The organism is Methylobacter sp. (genome assembly GCF_036845245.1).
GTDB lineage: Bacteria > Pseudomonadota > Gammaproteobacteria > Methylococcales > Methylomonadaceae > Methylobacter_A.
This window is the reverse complement of record NZ_DAIUEH010000014.1, coordinates 22040-45711: the sequence shown is the minus strand read 5'-3', so window position 1 is coordinate 45711 and position 23672 is coordinate 22040. Positions and strand designations below refer to the sequence as shown.

Sequence of the window (23672 nt, the reverse complement as noted above, 5' to 3'; positions counted from 1 at the left end):
TATTTTCGTGCTTTTTGTGCCTTTCGTGGACCCACTGCTTTTCCCAGAATAATCAGCAACAGGAGTACAGATTGTGACATCGAAAAAAATCGTCAGGGCGGCAGCGGTACAGATTGCACCGGTGTTCGATTCGGCCACCGGCACCGTCGACAAGGTTTGTCAGGCCATCAGCGACGCCGCCAAGGAAGGCGCGCAACTGGTAGTATTTCCGGAAACCTTTGTGCCTTATTACCCGTACTTTTCGTTCGTGCTGCCGCCGGTCGCGTCCGGCAGCGCGCATCTTAAGCTTTACGAGCACGCCGTCGTGGTGCCGGGACCGGTCACCGATGCGGTTGCCGCCCAAGCCCGCTCGTTGGGCGTGGTCGTGGTGCTGGGCGTCAATGAGCGCGACCACGGCAGCCTTTACAACACCCAACTGATTTTCGATGAATGCGGCAGTCTGGTATTGAAGCGGCGTAAGATCACACCGACTTTCCATGAACGCATGATCTGGGGCCAAGGCGATGCTTCCGGCCTGAAAGTGGTCGATACCGGCATCGGCCGAATCGGCGCGCTGGCCTGCTGGGAACATTACAACCCGCTGGCCCGCTACGCATTGATGGCGCAGCATGAAGAAATCCATTGCAGCCAGTTTCCCGGCTCCTTGGTCGGGCCGATTTTCGCCGAACAGATCGAAGTCACCATCCGCCATCATGCACTGGAATCCGGCTGCTTCGTGATCAACTCCACCGGCTGGTTGAGCGATCAGCAGATCGAATCGGTAACGCCCGATCCCGTTTTGCAAAAAGCCCTGCGCGGCGGCTGTTGCACGGCAATTATCTCGCCCGAAGGCCAACATCTGGCCGAGCCCTTGCGTTCCGGCGAAGGCATGGTCATCGCCGACCTGGATATGGCGCTGATCACCAAACGCAAACGCATGATGGACTCGGTCGGCCACTATGCCCGCCCCGAACTGTTAAGCCTGAGGATCAATGACAGACCGACTGCACCGATGTTTATTGATGAATTAAATGCAATAAAGCCCTCTCCAGAGGGAGAGGGTTGGGTGAGGGGAAATGAGAGTAACGATTTTATTTCCCCTCATCCCAACCTTCTCCCTAAGGGAGAAGGAGCAAAAGCACCTTTTCCAATCCTCCACAGCAGCGAGCAACCCAGCCATGAATAAAGCCGAAGCCATTTCGTCACAGCTGATCACCGAACTGCAATCGTTGGGATTACGGCTGGAGGACGCCGAATCCGCCATTGGCGTTCGTCGCGGCGGCGCCGGTCCTTCCGACCACAAAGCCGTTACTATCGGCGGCAAGACCATCATGGTGCAGATCGCCACCGCCGGAGCGGTCAACTCGCCGTTCGTCGCAGACCACCCGAATAATCAAGGGAACAGCGTTATTCGTCTTAATGGCAAAAACATAGCTTCCATCGCGTTCCCTCGCCAGCCGCGTTTCTACGCTTTGCAAACCGCGGACGGCGTGTCCTACTCCCATATTGCCACATTGCATGCAGCGGATGTGCTGGCCACCACGGTATTGCAATCCTGCATACGCTACAGCAACCGCAAAAAATCCTGCCAGTTTTGCGCGATCGGCCAATCGCTGAAAGCAGGCCGAACCATTCTTCGCAAAACGCCGGAGCAATTGGCCGAAGTCGCCCGAGCCGCGGTAGAGTTGGACGGCGTAAAGCACATGGTGATCACCACCGGCACGCCCAACCTGACCGATCGCGGCGCTTCGATTCTGTGCGAAAGCGCTAGTGCGGTAAAAGCCGCCGTCGATTTGCCGATTCAGGGCCAATGCGAACCGCCGGACGATGATAGTTGGTTCGAACGCATGAAAGCCGCAGGCATCGACAGCCTGGGCATGCATCTGGAAGCCGTCACCCCGGCAGTCCGCGCCCGCATCATGCCCGGTAAGGCCAGTGTGCCGCTGGAACGTTACATGGACGCTTTCGATGCGGCGGTCGCGGTGTTCGGCCGGGGCGAAGTCAGCACCTACATACTGGCTGGACTCGGCGATACCGTAGAGGCCATCCTGTCCGTTTCCAAGCAGCTGATAGATAAAGGCGTTTATCCGTTCGTAGTGCCTTTTATACCGATTACCGGGACGCCCTTAGCCGATCATCCGTCGCCCGATCCGCGTTTTATGCAGGATATTTTGCAACCGCTGGGCGCTATGCTAAACCAAGCGGGACTCCGCTCCGCCGACATGAAAGCAGGCTGCGCGAAATGCGGTGCTTGCTCCGCCCTTTCCAGTTACGAGGCCTGACATGCTGAACGAATCCATCAACCACTTTGTTCCCAACGAGTACTTGGTTAAATGGGTAACCCAGGACTGGGAACGCGAGCAAATGCTGCGCTTGCGGCAAGCAGTATTTTGCGAGGAACAAGGCGTTTTTCAAGGCAATGATCGTGACGACATCGACCGGATCGCCACCCCTATTGTCGCTATCGCCTGCGTCGGCGGGCTGCCCGATGAAGTGGTCGGAACCGTCCGCATTCACCAGGCCGAACCGGGAATCTGGTGGGGCTCGCGGCTGGCGGTGGCGGCCGACTACCGCAAACAGGGCAACCTGGGTGCCGCGCTGATCCGTCTGGCGGTCACCACCGCCCATGCCCAAGACTGCCACACTTTTCTGGCACAAGTGCAAAGCCGCAATGTACCGTTGTTTCGCCGTCTGCACTGGCGATCGCTACAGGAAATTGAACTGCACGGTCGGCCGCATCACCTGATGCAGGCCGATCTGGGTTTCTATCCGGCCTATGCCGATGGCGCGACCGGTTTTATTGCTACCGGCAGGATTGCCGCATGAGCGATTTAAACCGACTGACTCAACATATAAAACAAAGCATCGGCCTGATGCATAAGCGCGACATCGCCTTCGTAGCGGATAGGCTCAAGCGAATGCCGTTTCATGAAAGCGAAATTCCGCTGGGTGACGATTGCGCCGCCATACCCGACCGGGACGGTTTTTTATTGTTGGCGACGGAAGGTTTCCTGAACGAGTTTGTCGACAGCCACCCTTGGTTTGCCGGGTACTGCGGCGTGATGGTCAACGTCAGCGACATTTACGCGATGGGCGGCCGTCCAATTGCCGTGGTCGATGCGATCTGGAGCGACGGCGAACAAAAAGCCCGGCCGGTGCTGGAAGGCATGGCCGCCGCCTCAGAGATTTATCGCGTGCCTATCGTCGGCGGACATAGCAATCTTCGTAACGACCGTTCGCAATTGTCGGTGGCGATTCTCGGCCGCGCCAATAAATTGCTCAGCAGTTTCGAGGCAAAAGCCGGACAAAAGCTGCTGGCGGCGGTCGATTTGCGCGGACATTTTCGCGAACCCTATGCCTGGTGGGATGCGAGCACCGGTTCGCCGCCCGAAAGATTGCGCGAGGATCTGGAACTATTACCGCTACTCGCAGAAATCGGGCTGTGCGCCGCGGCGAAAGACATCAGCATGGCGGGCATGATCGGCACGGTGCTGATGCTGCTGGAGTGTTCAGGCTTGGGCGGTACGATCGACACGGCTTCCATACCCTGCCCGCCCGACATCCCATTGGAGCGCTGGCTTTGCTGTTTTCCCAGCTACGGCTTCGTGCTGAGCGCGGAAGTCGAACATACCGAAGCCATTATTGAACGCTTCTCGCGGCGCGGCATTGCCTGCTTGGTGATCGGCGAAACCGATGCTTCCGGCCGCCTGCGCCTTGCCGATGCCGACAGCGAGGAACTGCTCTGGGATTTGCACGCAGAACCGTTGACCGGCTGCGGCATAGCACTCAAACCGGAGGTTTAGCCATGTTCCTCCATTCCACTCATCGAAGAGGACTTACCCATGCCTGAAATGCGTTTTCGCGTCCGTTGGCCGGACCAATCCGCCACCCTTTGCTATTCGCCATCCCAGGTGATCAAGGATTTTTTCAATCCGGGCGAAAGCTACGAGTTGGAAGATTTTCTCGCCCGTAGCCGTGCGGCTTTACAGATCGCCAGCGAGCGGGTTCGCCAAAAGTATGGATACACCTGCTCCAGTGCAATGAGTCAGCTGGCCGAGATTGAATCTATTGCCGCACTATTTTCGGATATTGAAAATCCAAAGGTTTTGGTGGAAAAGTTTATCGGGTAAGTCTATCCAGAACTGAACCAAGGACATTGTAGGAGCGGGCCGTGCCCGCGATGAAGGAACTACAAGTCTGCAATCGCTGCTCAAATGTCGCGGGCGCGGCCCGCTCCTACTTGGCAGTGATGCTCTGCGTAGGAACCATAAGCAAACAGGATTTTGTCTCGCTCCACGCGCTGCGTGGGAACGAGAGCAGGGTGAACTTCCGACCCGGCACTCAGGAATCACAAACTACACAACAAGAGAGAACACATGAATAATCAACAAAACAATCCACACCCGCATTATCAAGTCATCATCGTCGGCGGCGGCCAAGCCGGTTTGTCGGTGAGCTATCACCTGCAAAAACTGGACATCAGCCACATCGTTTTTGAAAAAAACCGGGTCGCCCATTCCTGGCGCAATGATCGCTGGGACAGCTTTTGCCTGGTGACCCCGAACTGGCAATGCCGCCTGCCGGATTTTCCGTATCAAGGCGACGACCCGCAAGGTTTCATGCTTAAGGACCAGATTGTCGAATATGTCGAAGCTTTTGCCCAAAAGATCAACGCACCGCTGAACGAAGGCGTGGCCGTGACCCGCGTCCGCAGGGGCAAACAGGGCTGGCTTGAGGTAACCACAAGCATCGGCGAGTTCACCGCCGATCACTTGGTCGTGGCAACCGGCGGCTATGATATTCCGATTATCCCTGATTATGCCCAAAACCTTCCCGACCACATTACCCAAATCCATTCCGTGCAATACCGTAATCCGCAATCTCTGCCTGCCGGTGAGGTGCTGGTCGTAGGGACAGGGCAATCCGGTGTTCAGCTGATGGAAGACCTGCATTTGGCGGGACGTAAAGTGCATTTGGCAGTCGGCAACGCACCTCGTTCGCCGCGCATGTATCGCGGCCGGGAAACGACGGAGTGGCTGTACGACCTGGGCTTTTACCAACTGACTTTGGATAATCACCCAATGGGCGATGCGGTTCGTCACAAGACCAACCACTATTTAACCGGGCGCGACGGCGGCCATGAAATCGATCTGCGCAAGTTTGCGCTGGAAGGCGTCAGTCTGTATGGCAGCATGGCCAATATCCAAGGCGCCACGCTGGAATTCAAAGCGGATTTAACCCAAAACCTCGACGAGGCCGATGACGTGTATGTGCGTATACGCAAAGATATTGACCGCTATATTGCGGAGAACGGCATCGATGCGCCGGAGGAACCGCCGTTCAGGAAAGTCTGGAAACCCGAATTCGATCCATTGACTGTAGATGCCGATGCCGCGGGCATCACCTCCATCGTGTGGGCGATCGGTTTTCGGCCGGATTACAGCTGGATAGAACTACCGGCTTTCGATGTCCACGGCCATCCGCAATTCCATCGCGGAGTAACCAACGAAGAAGGGCTCTATTTTATCGGTTTGCCCTGGCTCAACACCTGGGGTTCCGGCCGCTTTCTGGGAATTGCCGAGGATGCGCAATATCTGGCTGGTGTGATTCGAAACAAGTTAGAGGCGGAGCAAAGCCAGACTTGCACTTCACGCAAACCAGCAGCGGTTTGAAAGTTGCGTTAAGGCGTGTCCGATAACCCATCTGCCCATAAATCAGATTTTATTATTCACCACGAAGACACGCATAAACTGGGTGTCTTTGTGGTGAATAAAAATTAAGGCCAGGCGGACAAACCAAACCTTTGCGAATCGGCCAATATGACTGGACGTTTAATCTATTGAATAGCTAGTAATCAGTCAAATTTATAATGTCGAGTGAAGAAGGCTATGTGGGAGCGGCTTTAGCCGCGACAATCGCGGCTAAAGCCGCTCCCACAATTAAATTATTACCCGACAAAACAAGATTGACTGAGTACTAGAACTTTGCCCAAAAATTTATTCGAAAAACGGTTTGATTAGATCAAGCCCTAACCTTATTCGCCCGGCTATGCTCGCTTGTTATCCGGTAAACATTCGCTATCGCCGCCGCCACCGCGGGCCAGGAATAACAGCTTCGCGCTTTGTTAAGCGCAGCCTCGCGCATAGCGTGGATTTCTGTTTCCGGGGCGAGCAGCACATCGATAATCCGTCCTGCGAACTCATCCGGATTCATAGGGTCGGCGAGATAGCCTTCGACGCCCGGCGTCACAATATCGACAGGACCGCCATGGCAGGTCGCGATGACCGGCGTACCGGAGGCGAAAGCTTCCACCAGCACCAAACCGAACGGCTCGTAATGCGACGGGCAAAGAAACAGGTCGGCCGCTTGGTAGTAGCGCTTGAGCGTGTCATCGTCCAAGCGGTTGAACCAATGGATGGCCTTTGTCAGGCCCAACTGTAAAGCTCTATCTTGCAAGGCATCCCGATAAATTCGCTCCTCGGCATCGGGTTGCTGCGGTCCGGCCGGAAGGCAAAAAATAACCGACTTGCCTGCCGCTTGCAGTCGTTTCAATACGATGGGAATAGCGTCCAGCAATTCCAAAAAACCCTTGCGCGGGTCCAAGCGTCCGGCAGTGAACAACAGAAAATCGGAATCAAAACCCAGTTGACGCTGCAACGCCCGTTTGTCGGAACAAGCCTCAAAATTATCGATATCGACGCCGCCCGGCACTACCGCGATTTTGTCGCTTACTGTTTGGTAGCGTTTGGCCAAAGCGGTCTTCTCGTTGCTGCTCAAGGCGATGACTTTATCTGCCGCATCCAGTATTTTTCGTTCCGCCCGGATACGCAGGTCGTAACGAAATCGCGAACCGTCCACTGTCCCGTCGGGAATCTGATCGCGCTTGAGTAGTCCCAATGAGTGGCTGGTAAACACCAGCGGCTTACCGAGCGATACGGCAGCGATCAAAGCAGTCGCACCGCCATCCCAATAATGACCATGACACAGGTCGGCATCGCTTAGCCAAGCGCCCTGCTCTGCCAGCACGTTGCTTGCAAATTCGGCCAAGTACGGCCCCATGTCTTCCTTACGCAGGAATCCGGTTTGCCCCATCGGGTAACGAAATATCTCGGCATTTTCTGCGAGTTTCCGGTAAGCCGGTTTATCGCCCCACTGCCGGTTAAAGACACGGACTTCATGCCCCATTGCAGCCAGTTCAAGCGCTACCTGGGCTTCATAGACACATTGCCCGCCTGCATCCGGTTCGCCGGTAGCTGCCAAAGGATCGCAATGAGGAGAAAAAAAAGCTATTCGCATGATTTAATCTCGCTAAGCTGTTACCGGGTGCGACCAAAAGCCGTAATGGTGCAAACCTTCGATTATGCCGTCGCCGTAATGGGCATTAGCCATGTAAAGCTGCGCCTCGGAAAATTGCGTTTGCAAAACTCTAAGCCGGGATTGCACGTCATTGGGCGCGTTACCCACCATCGTGCCGCAGATACCGGACAGCAGCACGTCAAAATCATTGCCGGAATCTCCTGCGAAAAACACCCGTGCCTTGGCAAGCCTGTAACAATGCGCCATGTATTCGACTGCATGTTTTTTTCCGGCATCGATAGGGATAATATCCAGCAAGGCCCGTCCGCTTCCTTCTTCGATACTGACGACCAATTTCAAATTGTCGGCCAATGCGTCAACTCGATACCGGATTTCCGCCTGTAATTCTTTTGATGCCGCTTTGTGATAATAAAGACTGAATTTATATCTCCCCTGTTTATCCAACTCCTGCGTTAACAGTCTCGGAATTTTGGTTAAGGTTTTACGTAAGGCTTGATGATCGAGCTTTGGACCCAGCTGCTGCTCCCACTCTATATCCCGTTCGCCTTCCGAGTTATAGATTTCCGTTCCGACATTGCATATCCACCAATCGGGTGGCGTCAGGCCGAAAGTTTTGACGCCTTTTCTCGCCGAGTCAAGATGCCGTCCGGTGACGAAGCAAATCGGAATTCCGCGTTCCCTCAAACAATTAAGTAAGCGCTGAGTTCGCTCCAAACAGCCCGAAGCGGGCAATTTACAGGTGTTCGGCAACAGGGTGCCGTCCAGGTCGACGGCAAACAGGAAAAGTGTACTAATCATGGGACAAGCCTCCGCAGACGCTGATTGACGTGTTGTTCCAACTCCGGCAAAACGCTTGCATTATCGGCTTCCAGCGTGATTTCCAGCTGTGCTGAGTCCGAACTGGGCAACACGTAGACCCAGCCGTTTTCCAGAACCAGACGCAAGCCTTCCGGCATTCTATCCCGTTCTACCTCAGGATATTCGCCCAGCTCACGCATAACCCGCCCCATATCGATCCAGGGGCAAAGAATAGAAAGATAACGCCGGTAACTGAGCGGAGTTTGCCGCTCGAAATCATGCAGGGTAAGCTGTTCGTTGCCCAAAAATTCCAGCAGACGCAAAGCGCCCGATACCGCTCCATAACCTAAATAGAAATGAGTCAGATGCATCCAGTCATGGTTGTGAGTGTGTTCATAGACGGTATTAAGCTTGGCGCCCACATCTTTATGCGTGATAACGATCTGGCGGCGATGTGTTGTTGCCAAAGCGTCGAGAAACTTGGGGTGATCGGGCTCCAGAAAAATCGGCTCATCGGGCGGCGCACTTATAATAAAAGCAGCTGCAAGCAATTCCTGGGTGCGTTGAGTCCGGTGAATAACTCCAAGTTCATCCACCAGCGTCAGCTGTTCGCCGTTTTTTTCAATAATCAGCGCAATTTTATGGTTCAGCTTGGCAATTTCGGCAATCCATTCGTAAGGTGCGGTCTGTAATGGCACGCTCTCTTCGACTTGACTTTCCAGATACGGAACTTCGCTGCTGCCCAACACGTCGGCCAGGATGCGGCTCAGATTGTGTTCAGTGCAGTAATGCAATACCCGGCCGCGCCAAGGGCTCAAAGCGTCCTGATCGGTAAATTGAGTAAGATGTTCTGCATAGCGCTCATGCACCCGGCCGGTATAGCCCAGGCTGCCCACACTGTCTACGGCGACTTTCGGGAATTCGCCCCGGTAAAACACCGCTTCGATTTTACGCCTGGCCTGACGCATCAACGGTAATCCGTTGCTGTCGAACAGTTCGATAATCGCTACGCTGGCGTGGGCGTCGGACATGCGGATATGGGTGCCGCCGTCGGTATCGCGGCTGAAACTGGTGATGAAGCGCGTTTCCGGCAGGCTGGCTTCTTCAAGATCGTCGACGCTGACGCCAACTGCCAATAAGCCTGATATGAAAGCGCGCTTGATCAAACGGGAGAAAGGATGCAGATCGCGTGCAACCATCACCTGCTTACCACGCCCCAGAAAACCGCCGAAAGCCTTGCCCAAGGTAACGGCATATTCCGGGGTGATATGCAGATTCGCCAGCCCACTGATCCCGCGAGAGGCAAAAATGGAGGGCCTCAGTAACGACTCCCAGACCAGATTCTCCCGCAGGGTGCTGTGCGCGTCCACTTCCTTGTCGGGCCACACCAGCACCCCCGGCAGTACCGATACTTGACGGCCCAAATGGCAATGTATGCCGATGACCGCCTCGTCGCCGACTGCACATTGAACTTCCAGGATATTATTATTACCGATAATACAATTACGCACATCGCACGACTCGCCGATGAAACTGTTATTCATCACGATACTCCGGGTAACGGCGGCTCTGGTGTCGATTTCCACATCCGGGCAGATGACGCTATAGGGCCCGATCTTCGCAGCAGAATGAATACGGACGTTGTCGCCGATCCAGCTGGGCGCTATCAGTTCCGCATCCGCGGCGACGCGCGCGCCATCGCCCAGCCAGATCCGGTCGGCGATTTGATGGCCTGATATCGGCAGCCGGAGCTTGCCATCCAGGAAATCCCAATGCGATTGTTTGAGCTGGCTGATAGTGCCGATATCGTTCCAATACCCTTCGGCCACATAGGCGAACAAAGGAATGTTATCCGCCATCAGCTGCGGAAACAGGTCGTTGGCAAAATCATAGGGAGTACCTTCAGGAATGCGCTCCAGAATATCCGGTTCGATCAGGTAAATGCCGGTATTAACCGTATCGCTGCAAACTTCGCTGACGCCCGGTTTTTCCAGAAAGCGCAGGATGTGCCCTTCCTCGTCAGTCACCACTACGCCGAATTCTCCGGGATCGGGTACGCGCTTAAGACAGATGCTGACCTTGGCGTTGTTTGAGCGATGAAATTCCCAAAAATCGGCCAAATCGAAATCGGTCAACGCATCGCCCGCGATGACTAAAAAAGTTTCGCCCAGGAAATCGGCGCCGAGCTTTACTGAACCGGCCGTGCCCAACGGCATGTGTTCCAGCGTGTAAGTCATATTGACCCCAAAATCGCTGCCGTCGGCAAAATGGTCGCGGATGACGCGTGGACGAAAATGCAGCGTGGCAAGCAGGTCGGTAAAGCCCTGACTGCGCAGATGATGCACGATGTGCTCCATGATAGGCCGCCCCAACAGGTTGACCATCGGCTTGGGAATATTTTCAGTCAGCGGGTGCAGGCGTGTGCCCTGCCCTCCAGCAAGAATAACAGCTTTCATTAGTTTGCTTCCTGTCCTAATCGTTTCGGTTGCATAGACTGTTTACCTCAATGGATTGTTTGATTTCAAATGATTATCGTCGCTTTGTCAACCGACAGGTTATTACTATATAGTTAAATAAACATTAAAAAAATTAAAGGACTTAGTTGATTGTCAGCCCATGTTTATTTTGATAAAGTAATTTGATATCAAATTATATCAACAGTGATTTTTGGCGGCTTTCCGAATGCGCCTTCATTACCGGCGATTTGCATCAACTCCGGCACAATCCGATGCGATGGGTCTTGTCCATCGCATTCTTGAACACGGGAGACACACATGATAGAGAAACGACGACCCGATGATTTGGTCAGGCAGTTGATTGATCATGCGGTAGCAGCACCGGCAGTCGCGCATCAGATTCTTCATCAATTGCAGAAGCAGGAACGGCCCTTTCTGCTGCATACCGACGTATACGATGCGTTCGCGGAGGTTTGCACGGCTCCCGATGCACCGGCCGACTTGGCCGTCTCTGCTTGGGCCAAGCTCTTCCGTTGCACGCAGGAGGCCGTTATCAACGGCTCATGGATTTACTTGGCGGTTCGTCTCGCTATCGGGCAATGGCGCTATTTGCGCATCGCCTTCGCCGGCTTGCGCATCGAAGAGATCGATGTGCGCGATTTCCTGCATTTCAAGGAGATGCTGGCGACCGGACAACATGGGATCGACGAGTGGCTGACTGAAATCGACTTCGGGCCTTTCTACCACGAGTCGCCTAAAATGCAGGAAGCCCGTTCTATCGGCCGCGGCGTGGAGTTCCTGAACCGGCAGTTATCCGGCCAATTGTTCGGAGATCTGCGCGACGGTAAGGAGCGGATTGTGAACTTTCTCAACATGCATGCTTACCGGGGTCAACAGCTGATGCTTAACGAGCAAATCGGCAGGGTGCGTGAGTTACAGCGGGCACTGGCCGATGCCGAAGAATTCCTCGCTCCGCTCAATCCCGAATTATCCTGGACCGATGTTGCTTCAGCTTTGCGCGCCCTGGGTTTTGAACCGGGCTGGGGACGGCAGGTAGCGCGTATTCGCGACACCATGAGTTTATTGCGTGATTTGCTGGAAGCTCCCGACCCACGCATCATGGAAACTTTTCTGGCGCGGCTGCCGATGATTTTTTCAGTAGCCATTGTGTCGCCCCATGGCTATTTCGGACAAGCCGATGTTTTAGGCCGCCCGGATACCGGCGGGCAAGTGGTCTACATCCTGGATCAGGTCCGCGCGTTGGAGACGGAGATGCGTTCACGTCTTTACGAGCAGGGCCTGGATATCGAACCGCAAATCATCGTACTCACCCGACTGATCCCCCAGGCTGAAGGCAGCACCTGCGACCAACCTCTCGAGCCGATACTGGGTACGCGCGCCGCCCGCATCTTACGCGTACCGTTCCGAAATCCCAGCGGCGAAATCATTCCCCACTGGATTTCCCGTTTCGAGATTTGGCCTTATCTGGAACAATTTACCCTGGATTCGGAGCGTGAGCTGCTCGCGGAAATCGGCGGCCCGCCGGATTTGATCGTCGGTAATTACTCCGACGGCAACTTGGTGGCCACATTGCTGTCGCAGCGCCTGTGCATCACTCAGTGCAACATCGCTCATGCGCTCGAAAAAACCAAATACCTTTATTCCGACCTGCACTGGCAGCAAAATGAAGCGCAATACCATTTCTCCAGCCAATTCACCGCCGACCTGATTTCGATGAACGCGGCGGATTTCATCATCGCCAGCACTTACCAGGAAATTGCCGGCACAGCCGACAGCGTGGGCCAATACGAAAGCCATACCGCGTTCACGATGCCCGGCCTGTTCAGGGTCATCAACGGCATCAATGTTTACGACCCCAAGTTCAATATCGTTTCGCCGGGCGCTGATGCCGCCACCTATTTTTCTTATGAGAAACAGGACCAGAGGCTGCGTCACTTGCACGCAACCATAGAGCAATGGCTGTACGGCGAACTCGGCGACCAAGCTCGCGGCAGCCTCGCCGACCGCGACAAACCCCTGATATTCACAATGGCGCGCCTGGATCGCATCAAGAACATCAGCGGATTGGTCGAGTGGTACGGAAACTCGGAAAAACTGCGTAACGTAGCGAACCTGCTGGTTATCTCCGGCCATGTAAACCCTGATCTTTCCACGGATACCGAAGAGCGGGACCAAGCCCGGCATATGCATGAACTATTCGACCGCTACGGCTTGGACCATCAAGTGCGCTGGCTCGGACTGCGCTTATCCAAGGATGTTGCCGGGGAGTTATACCGCTACATAGCCGACGGGCGCGGCGTGTTCGTCCAGCCGGCGTTGTTCGAAGCTTTCGGCTTGACCGTGGTCGAAGCCATGGCATCCGGCCTGCCCTGTTTCGCAACCTGTTTCGGCGGACCCTCGGAAATTATCCAAGACGGCCTATCCGGTTTCCATATCGACCCTAACCACGGCGACGAAGCGGCCGAGTCCATTGCCGCATTTTTTGACCGCAGTCTGCGTGAGCCCGATTATTGGCGGCAAATTTCCGACCATGCTTTGCAGCGGGTCGCCGAACGCTATACTTGGCAGCATTATGCCGAACGCATGATAACACTGTCGCATGTGTACGGTTTCTGGCGCCATGTAACCGACTTGGAACGCCGGGAAACCCAACGTTATTTGCAGTTGCTGTACAGTTTGCAACTGCGCCCTCTTGCCCGGAGTATGACTTGAAAATCGAACAAAACGCCTTGGAAATCCAGGAACATGTGTTGTTAGAGCTGCGTCGCATCGCCCGCTCTTTGGGCGTGTACTCGAAGCAATTGCAAAAATCGGGACTGACCAGCTCGCAGCTGGCGGTTCTGCGCACTTTGGCCGCCCAAGGCCCGATGCCCGCAAACCACCTCAGCCGGGCGGTCGAACTCAGCCAGGGAACGGTCACCAGTGTTTTGGACCGCCTGGTCAGCAAGAGTTTAATCCAACGCAACCGGCGCGAAGGCGATAGACGGCAAGTATGGGTAACGTTGACCGATGTCGGCCTGGAGGCTTTCCAGGGTGCGCCTTCGCCAATGCACCTGGAATTTCTGGACAGCTTTTCCCAGCTTCAGGATTGGGAGCAGACGATGATTCTTTCATCCTTGCAACGAGTGGCGGGAATGATGGATATCGGCTATGCCAATACTCAAAAACAGAGTGCGGCAATAGCAGATAACATCGAGAAAAATCTGGATTTATTATTTGGCGAGCATGAGGACAAGGGTTGCTGAGCCATTGCTACGTCGAGCTTTACAGTAAATTAAATACCGACAACAGCAGCATAGATTGCGCTTGAGCATAATGCCGCGCAAGGCAGCGTCAGCAGCCAGGATAATGCAATGGACGCGATCACCTCTGTGTTGGCTTTGCCGCCACACAGGCCTATGCCGAACAACGCACCGACCGACACATGGGTAGTGGACACCGGCATGCCGAACTGACTGGCAAAAATCACCAGCAGCGCTGTGGTCAGGTTAGCTGAAAAACCCTGGGGCGGTGTAATCGCGGTGATTTTATGGCTCATGGTTTCCGCCACCCGCCGGGCGTTAAATAACCCGCCCAACAGCATCATCACAGCAATCACGACAATAATCCATTGCAGACTAAAACCGGGCGCCAGCAACAATAATGCCGCAATTTTCGGTGTGTCGTTGAGGCCGCGGGCAAAACACACGGCCCCGGCACTGCAAAAATGCAGGCTGTTAAGCATACGCCGCGCATCAAAACCCACTACGAAGCCAACGTCGCGTTCAGCGCAAAGCGTTTGCGGGGCTATACTGAGCGTGGATGAAAGACCGGCTATCATTGCTGTATTGGAGGCATCCACAAGCAAGAGGCGGTCAGGTTGTTCCACGCACACGCATAAATCTTGGTTAAAGACAGGCAGTTTAGGTTGAAGCCGATACAGCAGCGCCGCCAACAACAACGCGACAAACGGGCTTAATAGCAGCGGCAACATAAAATTGCTTAATAAGGGTGCGAGATTCACATGGCCCGAAGTTGCCAATAATGTGCTGCCCACCATCGCACCCAACAACGCGTGCGTGGTTGAAACCGGAAAACCGAATCGGGTCGCCAGAATGACTGTCATCCCGGCGCCGCCGGCTACCGCAACCATGAACGGCAGTGATTGAATCAATTGATCAGACGCCAGGCCTTTGCCGGAGAATTTGACCATCAGGGTTTGCGCCAGAAACAATGCGCAACTCGAACCGGCCAGAGTAGTCAGCGTTGCCCAGCTTAAAGCCAGCCGGTAATTGGCCATGCCGCTGCCGAATAAGGTCGCAACCCCTTTAAAGTTATCGTTGGCGCCGTTGGCATAAGCCAGAAAACAGACGGTAATAAATAAGACGGTAGCCACTGTCGTTCTCCTTATCGGCCTGGATATTATAGTAAGTCGTAGGAGAATATAAATCTTACAAAAATATTCAGACCGTTTGGCTGAAAGAGCCGTAACGGTTCTTTAATTATAAAGGTGGCGGCAAAATCGATTCGACGCCCTCAAACTCGGCTTCAGGATGATGTTTTATAACCAGTTGCTTGATGGTCTCTATACGCTCCGTAGGAATATCAACCAGAACCAGAAGTTCGCCTTGTTCGATAGCTTCTTCAAATTGTTTTAATCTTGTATTGCCCGAATTCATTCCCATTAAACCGTTCATCATCGAGCCGATCGTTGCGCCTGCTATCACGATCCCCAGAAGCGGCCCTCCCGCAATCGCAAACCCGGCAAGGCGTAAACCGATTAAACCGGCCAATAAACCCGTGGTACCGCCTAATGCGAGTCCCCGCTCAACTGCGGCCAGAAAATCCGTTTTTATAGTGACCCCGGCTTCGGGTAGACCTTCAAGCGGCGTGTCCCTTTTCGCCAGGATATGGATCTCGCTATCGTCTATACCTTCAGACCGGAGTTCATCGACGATTTTATGGGTAATAGCAATATTGGGAACTAAAAAATAGATTCTACTCACAGCGTTCTCCTTTTCAGTGAAATTCACATTGACGATGAAGTCCAATGAGAGCTTAGATTAATTCATTTGGCTTGCCGGGATGACAAATCACTATAACTATCATAAATTTAGTTAATTATTTTTCAATAAGTTGAAATACGTATTTATCGATACTTATTGATAGTATATTCTCAGCACCCCGCTATAACTGTGGTATAAGCATTCTTTTCGTCTTGGCATTATCCGCTTACGATATTTTGCAAAATATCGTATCTACTAATAATAAAAAAATGAGGCCGCCATTGAACAGTCAATCGATAACACCCCACTGGGAACATTTTGAACACGAAGCGGATATCGGCATACGCGGCATTGCACCGACGCTTGAGCAGGCATTCGAACAAGCCGCTATCGCGATGACCGCAGTGATCACTGATCTTGACCTGGTTTCTTCATCAAAAGTCATCTCGATCAATTGCGAAGCGTCCAACATCGAACTGTTGTTCGTCAGCTGGATCAATGAACTGGTTTATGAAATGTCTACACAGGGTTTGCTGTTCAATCGTTTTGAAGTCGTTATCGATGACGACATATTATCGGCGATAGCCTATGGCGAAGCCGTCGACCGGCAAAAACACCAGCCCGCCGTGGAAATCAAAGGCGCTACTTTTACCGAACTGCGTGTCTATCAGCAGTCTGATGACGTATGGATTGCCCAATGCGTCGTCGATGTTTAAAGGAATCGCTCAATGGATGCCGGTCAATTTATACAACGCGACGAAACCTGCTGGGAAATCGAGCCTAAAGGAGCCATGCGCGTCCCTGCGATTATTTATGCCGACGCGCAATTGCTGGAGGCGATGGACCAGAAAGTGTACGAGCAGATTACCAATGTCGCGACTTTACCGGGTATTGTTGAAGCCGCTTATGCAATGCCTGACGCGCATTGGGGCTACGGTTTCCCGATCGGCGGCGTCGCCGCTTTCGATCCCGATCAAGGCGGCGTGGTATCGGCCGGAGGCGTCGGTTTCGATATTTCCTGCGGTGTCCGCACCTTGCATACCGGCCTTACCATCGACCAGCTGCAGCCGCACAAACAGGCGCTTGCAGATGCGTTATACCGCACGGTTCCGGCCGGCGTCGGCAGCAGAGGCAAGATTCACTTAAATCATAAAAGCATGCACGGCATGTTGACAGGCGGCGCGCAATGGGCGCTCGAACAGGGCTTCGGCGAGCAGCAGGACCTGGAACGCATCGAAGAACACGGCTGCATGGCCGGTGCAGAATCCCGGTATGTTTCCGCCAAGGCCCGTGAACGGCAAAAAGATGAAATGGGCACGTTGGGTTCCGGCAATCATTACCTTGAAGTGCAGCGGGTCGCGGAAATTTTTGACCCGGCCGTCGCCAAAAATTTCGGTTTAAGCGTCGACGATATTGTGCTCAGTATTCATTGCGGCTCCCGGGGTTTGGGTCATCAAATCGGCACCGAATTCCTGAAAGACATGGTGATGTCGGCGGCTCAGCATGGGATCGTATTGCCGGATCGCGAACTGGCCTGCGCACCGTTAAACTCACCTTTAGGCAAACACTATCTGGGAGCGATGCGGGCAGCTATCAATTGCGCATTAGCCAATCGCCAGATTATCACCCATTTAACCCGGCAGGCCGTTGCAACAGTGTTTCCAGGCATTCATCTCGGCCTGTTATACGATGTCTCGCACAATACCTGTAAGCTGGAACATCATACAATTGACGGCCGGAAAAAAGCCTTGTATGTCCATCGCAAAGGCGCAACCCGCGCTTTCGGTCCCGGCCATCCCGATTTACCCGCCATATTCAAAGAAGTTGGGCAACCGGTGCTGATCGGCGGATCGATGGGCACCAGCTCTTACGTGCTGTGCGGTACCAAAGACGGAGAACAACGCTCGTTCAGCTCGGCCTGTCATGGTGCGGGGCGGGCGATGAGCCGCAGCCAGGCGTCCAAGCAATGGCAAGGTAAAACGGTAGTCGAACAACTGGCTGCGCGGGGCATTATTATCCGCAGCCCGTCGATGCGCGGTGTCGCCGAAGAAGCGCCGTTGGCTTATAAAGATGTCAGTGCGGTGGTGGATGTGGCGGACCGGGCCGGTCTGGCCCGAAAAGTTGCCAAACTGGAACCGGTGATTTGTATTAAAGGTTAAAGATTAAGTGTCTTCCTTTGATATCGGTGATGTTTATATCGGCACTAGCGGTTGGAGTTATCCGGACTGGCAACAGCATTTTTACACCGGCATCGCCCGGAAAAACTGGCTGAAATTCTACGCAGAACATTTTTCCGCGGTAGAAATCAACGGCACTTTTTATCGATTGCAAAGCCCCGACACTTTTAAAAAATGGTTCGATGAAACTCCGGCAGCATTCCGGTTCGCATTGAAAGCCAATCGCTACTTAACGCATAACAAAAAGTTACTTGATCCCAAACCGTCGGTACTGATTGAAAAAAACCATGCAAAAGTGCTAGGCGACAAACTGGCCGTGGTGTTATGGCAACTGCCCGGCCAATTGAAAAAAGATCCGGCCCGGCTGGAACGATTTATCGACGCTCTGCAACAATGGCCCGAAGTACGCCACAGCATAGAGTTCAGGCACCTATCCTGGTTTGATGATCAAACGGCGGATTGCCTGGCTCAAGCGGAAATCGCTGTTTGCCTGTCGGATGCAAAAACGTGGCCGATGTGGGATCGCATCAGCTCAAACCTGGTTTATATTCGTTTGCATGGGCACACACAAACTTACGTTTCTTCTTACAGCAATTCCGAACTGTCTTATTGGGCCGAGCGCATTGCCCGATGGACCAATCAAGGTAAAAAAGTGCATATTTATTTCGACAATACCGCCGAATGCGCCGCGCCTTTTAATGCCTTGGACTTACAGGCGATGCTGAAAAATTTATAGCATGAGCGGTAAATATTTATCTTAAATAACAGTCTGCGTTAAGACTGTAATGGAAAAACATGTGCAGAGCAGAGCGTAACGGGAAAAATAAAACGCATTTAATTAACTGATGTTACGCACGGACCGTATTTTTCCCGTTTGCCGCACCGGGCGCAAGCGGCAACCGGGCCACCTTTCTTTTGGATACTTTTCTTTCGACTGCATGGATGCAGGAGGTAGAGCAACGCAAGGAGCAGTTGCCGAGGCGGAGCAAAGAAAAGTATCTCTCCTTCGGGTGCGAGAACCCGATTCAAATAAACTGTCGCGCTAGCGACGCCTTAAATCTAAATTCAAAATGCGTAACATCAGTAATTAAAAACACAGTTACAACAAAATCGAACCCAAGCCGCAATTGCCCCAGCGGACACCCAACAAAAAATAATATTGTCTTTATTAATTGTTAAAGACAGCCATCAGCCCTCAGTATCTCCATTTTTTCTATATATTCCATCCCATATGATTAGGTGTTAGCACTAATTGTTTTATTGCCCTACGTCTTATATTGTTTAATTAAAGGGATAAATGGCGTTGTCGAACTGGCGTAAATCAAAAAACTGTCTGGATCGATAATCGAAAAATGGTGTTTTGGAGGAGCCTGAAACCAAACTATACCGCTTGGAATATTGCTAATGAACAACAGAGATTGACTCATAAGGGCACACAAACCGATTTACGGCTTGAGGGTACTGGCTTAGGCTATTTTTGCAGACATTTATTATTCTTGGCATAGAACAACAAAGGACTAACAGAACTTAATCGGCGCAGTTACACATTACGCCTCAGCCTCATTTTAATTCGAGTATTTTATTATGCGTTTCCTTATTATTGGACTGTCTATACTATTTTTTTCCTTATCAACAATTATCACCTTTAAGGCACTGGAGATCCCGGATCACGACACTTCTCATCAGGACAACCGGAAAGACGAAACGTCTGAATTAAACAATGTCATAAAAAGATTGACCGAAGATCAAGAGGCTAACAAGGCCATTGTTGCAAACTTACAAGCGACAGTTTCCCAACTTGAGGACAAACTCAAAACAAAACAAGAAGTCATTGAAAGCATCAAAACCGCAGATACCGACAATAATAAGCCAAAGACTCTGGCCGTCTTTGGCGGCGGGACGTTTAGTCCCGGGAAGATTGCCTTAAATGACGTTGCTTTATCAACGATTGAAAATTTTGTCGGGGAAATATCAGCATCCCAAGGCAGTCGCGTCATTATAGAAGGTCATACCGATAATATACCGACCGGCAAGCAAAATGTTGACAATATGGACTTGTCATTACGCAGGGCAAAAGCCATCGCGAATATTTTGGTTTCTCATGGTGTCTCTCCCGACCGGATATCAGCAATCGGTTATGGCGACGCTCACCCGATAGACTCCAACGATACCGAAGAAGGCCGAGCAAAAAACCGCAGAGTCGAAGTAAAGCTTATGCCTAAAGAACCTATAGAAGGAAAAAGTTAATGCACATGTACACAGAACACTTTAACCTCAAATTACTCCCATTCGAGAATGTACCGGATCCGCTGTTTTTTTATGGCTATGGGGATCATGCCGTTATACGTAAACAGATAACCGGGTCTTTACAAAGCGGCCGGGGTTTAATCGTTGTCATCGGGCCTATCGGTTCCGGCAAGACGACCCTCAGCCAGATGATAAAATTCGATTTCCCTGAAAACATCAAATTAATATGGATGGGTGAACCGCCTACAACCAGCGCTAACCTGTTTCTGTTTCTGGCCCAGGAACTCGGGTTACAGCCGTCATCATCGGAAAAGACTTTTGTTATGAGGGACATCAGAAACGCTCTTTTAAAGATCAATTCTGAAGGTAAGAAATGCTTGATCATCATGGATGAGTCGCATCTGATGTCGGACGATGTTATCAACGGTATCCGCTTACTGAACAATCTTGAAGAAGGATCGATTAAACTCATCCAGTTGCTGCTGCTCGGTCAGGAAGAGATGATGGAAAAGATAAACAGGCCTGAGATGGAACCCTTTAAGCAGCGCATCGCTACACTCGAAATTTTGGGAAAGATGAATGTCGATACCGTGCTCAAATATATCTCGCATCGCATTCAGGTGGCAGGCGGTTCCCCTGCCCTCATTTCAGATACGGGGTGGGAGGCGCTCTCTATTGCATTTGGTAGCGGTGGAACACCGCGTACGATCAACTCATTATGTGACAGGTCATTCAACGTCGCTTTTGAACGCAAAAAAACAGTCATTGACGCCCGGGATATCTATGAAGCAACGCAGAGAATGGGATTGGTAACTGACGTCTTTCATTATATTTGTTTGTTAAATACGAGAGAAAAAGAAATACCAAGTCCGGAACCGCAGCCAACAGCAGCCAATCCTGCTTCGGAAACAACTGAACAACCCTCACCGTCTCATACCAGAAAAGCAGAACAGAAAAGCTGGGAGACGGTAACCGAAATTCCTGACATTTATGAAATAAATGGGGCGGTAGCCGAATTGTCCTCTATAGATCAACAAGGTTTAAAACTGCCTGTTACATTACTGTTATTTTCAATAGTCGCACTCACGTTAAGCATTTTATTCTTTTATCACCGAGCCCCGGCGCCACAGGATTTCCAGTCTGTCTCACTGACTTATTCAACTCAGTAGGGCTACGCGGGCAGGCTTGCCATAAGCATAGGTTTTCCGGCGCAACCGCTTAATATTTTTGACACTGCCCGAAGCTTCATCGGGCAGTATGTTATGAAACGTTAACCCTTGATTACACCGCAAGCAATGCGTGGGCCGCCACCGCCGAGAGGAGTCGGCTCGTCTGAATAATTATCGCCGCCTTCATGAATCATAAGCGCACGCGATTTAATATCATCGAGTTTCAACCTTGGCGCTAAAACAGCGTAATTGGCTTTACCGTCCTGCCCGACAACCAATGCAGGAACATCGCCCAAATGACCATGCCCCCACGGCGCTCCGTGGTGCTTGGTCGTTTTAGGATCGTAATGGCCTCCTGCGGCCAAAGCGGCTACAGCTTTGCCCTCTTTCTCTTTCGGGTCGCAACTTGGATTTTCATGCACATGAAATCCATGAGTGCCGGCCCCCAATCCTTCTAGTGATGGCGAAAAAACCAGGCCATAGGGCGATTCGGTTATCGTAACATTCCCGATCGACTTCACTACCCCCTCTGCGTTGACCGTATTCATAGGGACAATGACTTCAGCCGCTGTAGCGCACCCTACTGACGAAATAAATAATACTATTGCGGACGATATTTTCATTTGCTGCTCCTCTTGATAATTGAATGGTATGAGACATTAAGCCAACTTGAATTAATTTGATAGTCGCAAACTATATTAAATCAATTTAAAAAATATTATCAGTGCCGATTCCCTGCGCGGCAGCCTCAACCATTTGCCCCGCCCTCAAACCTCTCTACCGGCCGGGGGACTTGCGCCCATATTCTCCGGCAAGTTCCAAAGCAAGGCCCAAGTAAGTAGACGTACTCGTAAGTATTTGTACTACCTACTTATATTTCAAATAATGCTTTATAACAGTTCCAGATTAACTTTTTCTTAACCGTCCCGGATTTAGGAGTTTGTAGGCATTCGCAATGAACCTGTACATTCAAAACGCTACCGGAATCTCATCCATTAAATGTAACAGAGTGGCACAACCGGTGAGCGAGAGCTCCCCTTGAGTTTAAGTGTCCATTAAGGTGAAAACGATAATGTTGACTAGGAGCTTTTATAACGAAGCACAATTTTATCTACTTGGGATAACTCGCAAAAAATGCCATCCTGATTATTACAACCTGTTGAATATGAATATATTTCAAAAAAACAACCACCCAGGGAGGCCTTATTGCAAATTCTTAGCACTTTATTTACTGACTATCTTTTTTACCAGTGTCGGTCAGGAAGTCCTGGCCGAGCCTCGGCAAGGCATTGACATGCATCTTGGCGTCGTCACTTGTGCCGGCAATACCTGTCATGGAGCGAATGCACCGCTCAAAGATTCCAGAATACAGCAGAACGAATTCATCATCTGGCATCGGGAGGACAAGCACGCCAAAGCTTACACGGTGCTGTTCAACGATGCGTCCAAGCGCATCGCCGGTAATCTTGGCATTAAGGCCGCCCATACCGAAAAACTGTGCCTCGACTGCCATGCCGACAATGTTCCTATAGAACGCCGGGGCAAGCGTTTCCAGATTGAGGACGGTGTCGGCTGCGAAACCTGTCACGGTGGCGGCGAGCGCTACCTGGGACCGCATGTCTCCGGCACCCGGACTCACGCTGAAAATGTCGAGCTGGGGCTTTATCCTACCGATGAGCCGGAAGCCAGAGCCAATCTTTGTCTTTCCTGCCATCTCGGCACCAAAGACAAACTGGCGACTCACCGAATCCTGGGCGCAGGGCATCCGCGTATCAGCTTCGAGTTGGATACTTTCACCCATATCGAGCCGATGCATTTCAAACTCGATAAAGATTACAAGGAGCGCAAAGGCGGCTTGAATGGCATGCAGACATGGGCTGTCGGGCAGATGTCGGCCGCCGAGCGCTTACTGGATTTATTCCAGGACCCCAAGTACCAGTCGGAAGGCATTCTGCCTGAATTGGCTTTCTTCGATTGCCACGCCTGCCACCGGCCTATGAAACATCCACATTGGACTTTCCGCGAATCATCGGGGCTCCAGCCGGGAACCATCCATTTAAACGACGCCAACCTGCTGATGCTTCGGAGCCTACTGCGACACATTTCGCCTGCGCAAGGCGAACATTTGCACAAAGCGATACTTCGCTTGCATCAGGCTGCGGCTGTCAGCCTCGCCGATGCCCGCAAAGAGGCGGCGGCAATGCGCCCGCTGCTGGCCGACATTCGTAAAACAATAGTGCAACGGCAGTTCACCCCAACAGATATGCATGCCGTCGCTGCCGATCTCGCTCAGGAAGGAACTCGCGCTACTTACAATGATTATGGTGCGGCCGAACAAGCGGCTATGGCTCTTGGTGCAATAGCCGAAGCGTTGCAGGCGAGCGGCGCCCTATCCGCAGACAAGTCAGCAGAAATGCAAGGCTCGCTCAAGGAAATAGATGCTGTGCTCAAGGACGAACACGGCTATGACCCTGAACGGATGACCAAGACTTTAAAAAACATAGAAACTATTTTGAGATAATT

At 52.1% G+C, this 23672-nt stretch carries 20 protein-coding genes; 14 read left to right on the top strand and 6 right to left on the bottom strand.

Annotated features, from left to right (window positions below):
• Positions 1-73: 73 nt before the first annotated feature.
• From V7051_RS08155 to V7051_RS08130, 6 genes are all read left to right on the top strand, one after another.
• Entirely contained in the window at positions 74-1165 is a 1092-nt protein-coding gene (locus tag V7051_RS08155) for a Nit6803 family nitrilase (protein ID WP_333874455.1), read from the top strand.
• A complete protein-coding gene (locus V7051_RS08150) occupies positions 1158-2261 on the top strand; it encodes an MSMEG_0568 family radical SAM protein (RefSeq protein ID WP_333874456.1) in 1104 nt (367 codons plus the stop codon). Before V7051_RS08155 ends, V7051_RS08150 begins: the two co-directional genes overlap by 8 nt.
• A gap of 43 nt (positions 2262-2304) precedes the next feature.
• The gene (locus tag V7051_RS08145; RefSeq protein ID WP_333874457.1) at positions 2305-2805 is read left to right on the top strand and encodes an MSMEG_0567/Sll0786 family nitrogen starvation N-acetyltransferase; all 501 of its coding nucleotides are present in this window, start codon (positions 2305-2307) and stop codon (positions 2803-2805) included.
• Positions 2802-3782, top strand: coding sequence for a sll0787 family AIR synthase-like protein (locus V7051_RS08140; RefSeq protein ID WP_333874458.1), 981 nt, complete (start codon positions 2802-2804; stop codon positions 3780-3782). The genes V7051_RS08145 and V7051_RS08140 overlap by 4 nt, the downstream gene beginning before the upstream one ends.
• Before the next feature lie 39 nt (positions 3783-3821).
• Positions 3822-4109 carry an MSMEG_0570 family nitrogen starvation response protein gene (locus V7051_RS08135; RefSeq protein WP_333874459.1) on the top strand — a complete coding sequence of 96 codons (288 nt, stop codon included), beginning with the start codon at positions 3822-3824 and terminating at the stop codon, positions 4107-4109.
• Between the two features lie 246 nt (positions 4110-4355).
• A complete protein-coding gene (locus V7051_RS08130) occupies positions 4356-5651 on the top strand; it encodes an MSMEG_0569 family flavin-dependent oxidoreductase (RefSeq protein ID WP_333874460.1) in 1296 nt (431 codons plus the stop codon).
• 349 nt (positions 5652-6000) lie between these two features.
• On the opposite strand, the gene V7051_RS08125 is transcribed toward V7051_RS08130, so the two are convergent.
• From V7051_RS08125 to V7051_RS08115, 3 genes are read right to left on the bottom strand one after another with little or no spacing between them, the layout of a single operon-like run.
• Positions 6001-7275 (bottom strand): glycosyltransferase, encoded by a 1275-nt coding sequence (locus tag V7051_RS08125; protein WP_333874461.1) that lies wholly within the window; start codon positions 7273-7275, stop codon positions 6001-6003.
• Between the two features lie 12 nt (positions 7276-7287).
• Positions 7288-8094 (bottom strand): HAD-IIB family hydrolase, encoded by an 807-nt coding sequence (locus V7051_RS08120; protein ID WP_333874462.1) that lies wholly within the window; start codon positions 8092-8094, stop codon positions 7288-7290.
• Positions 8091-10550 (bottom strand): sugar phosphate nucleotidyltransferase, encoded by a 2460-nt coding sequence (locus V7051_RS08115; RefSeq protein WP_333874463.1) that lies wholly within the window; start codon positions 10548-10550, stop codon positions 8091-8093. The genes V7051_RS08120 and V7051_RS08115 overlap by 4 nt, the downstream gene beginning before the upstream one ends.
• Positions 10551-10868: 318 nt before the next feature.
• On the opposite strand from V7051_RS08115, the gene V7051_RS08110 reads away from it, so the two are divergent.
• The gene (locus V7051_RS08110) at positions 10869-13283 is read left to right on the top strand and encodes a sucrose synthase (RefSeq protein ID WP_333874464.1); all 2415 of its coding nucleotides are present in this window, start codon (positions 10869-10871) and stop codon (positions 13281-13283) included.
• Positions 13280-13816 (top strand): MarR family winged helix-turn-helix transcriptional regulator, encoded by a 537-nt coding sequence (locus V7051_RS08105; protein WP_333874465.1) that lies wholly within the window; start codon positions 13280-13282, stop codon positions 13814-13816. Before V7051_RS08110 ends, V7051_RS08105 begins: the two co-directional genes overlap by 4 nt.
• Before the next feature lie 29 nt (positions 13817-13845).
• On the opposite strand, the gene V7051_RS08100 is transcribed toward V7051_RS08105, so the two are convergent.
• Together V7051_RS08100 and V7051_RS08095 are read right to left on the bottom strand one after the other, a co-directional pair.
• Complete coding sequence (locus V7051_RS08100) at positions 13846-14946, bottom strand: inorganic phosphate transporter (protein ID WP_333874466.1); 1101 nt, start codon at positions 14944-14946, stop codon at positions 13846-13848.
• 106 nt (positions 14947-15052) lie between these two features.
• Positions 15053-15556 (bottom strand): DUF1269 domain-containing protein, encoded by a 504-nt coding sequence (locus tag V7051_RS08095; RefSeq protein ID WP_333874467.1) that lies wholly within the window; start codon positions 15554-15556, stop codon positions 15053-15055.
• A 281-nt stretch (positions 15557-15837) separates the two neighbouring features.
• On the opposite strand from V7051_RS08095, the gene V7051_RS08090 reads away from it, so the two are divergent.
• The 5 genes from V7051_RS08090 (at position 15838) to V7051_RS08070 (ending at position 21149) form a co-directional block, all read left to right on the top strand.
• Positions 15838-16272: an archease gene (locus V7051_RS08090; protein ID WP_333874468.1), complete on the top strand. Its 435-nt coding sequence runs from the start codon at positions 15838-15840 to the stop codon at positions 16270-16272.
• Between the two features lie 12 nt (positions 16273-16284).
• Complete coding sequence (locus V7051_RS08085; protein WP_333874469.1) at positions 16285-17715, top strand: RtcB family protein; 1431 nt, start codon at positions 16285-16287, stop codon at positions 17713-17715.
• A 7-nt stretch (positions 17716-17722) separates the two neighbouring features.
• Positions 17723-18469: a DUF72 domain-containing protein gene (locus tag V7051_RS08080; protein WP_333874470.1), complete on the top strand. Its 747-nt coding sequence runs from the start codon at positions 17723-17725 to the stop codon at positions 18467-18469.
• 848 nt (positions 18470-19317) lie between these two features.
• Complete coding sequence (locus V7051_RS08075; protein ID WP_333874471.1) at positions 19318-19980, top strand: OmpA family protein; 663 nt, start codon at positions 19318-19320, stop codon at positions 19978-19980.
• On the top strand, positions 19980-21149 hold the full coding sequence (locus V7051_RS08070; RefSeq protein ID WP_334181133.1) for an ExeA family protein: 1170 nt from the start codon (positions 19980-19982) through the stop codon (positions 21147-21149). The genes V7051_RS08075 and V7051_RS08070 overlap by 1 nt, the downstream gene beginning before the upstream one ends.
• Before the next feature lie 101 nt (positions 21150-21250).
• Here V7051_RS08070 and sodC read toward each other — a convergent pair whose 3' ends face one another.
• On the bottom strand, positions 21251-21772 hold the full coding sequence (gene sodC, locus V7051_RS08065) for a superoxide dismutase [Cu-Zn] SodC (protein WP_333874472.1): 522 nt from the start codon (positions 21770-21772) through the stop codon (positions 21251-21253).
• 542 nt (positions 21773-22314) lie between these two features.
• On the opposite strand from sodC, the gene V7051_RS08060 reads away from it, so the two are divergent.
• Complete coding sequence (locus V7051_RS08060) at positions 22315-23670, top strand: multiheme c-type cytochrome (protein WP_333874473.1); 1356 nt, start codon at positions 22315-22317, stop codon at positions 23668-23670.
• Positions 23671-23672 lie beyond the last annotated feature (2 nt).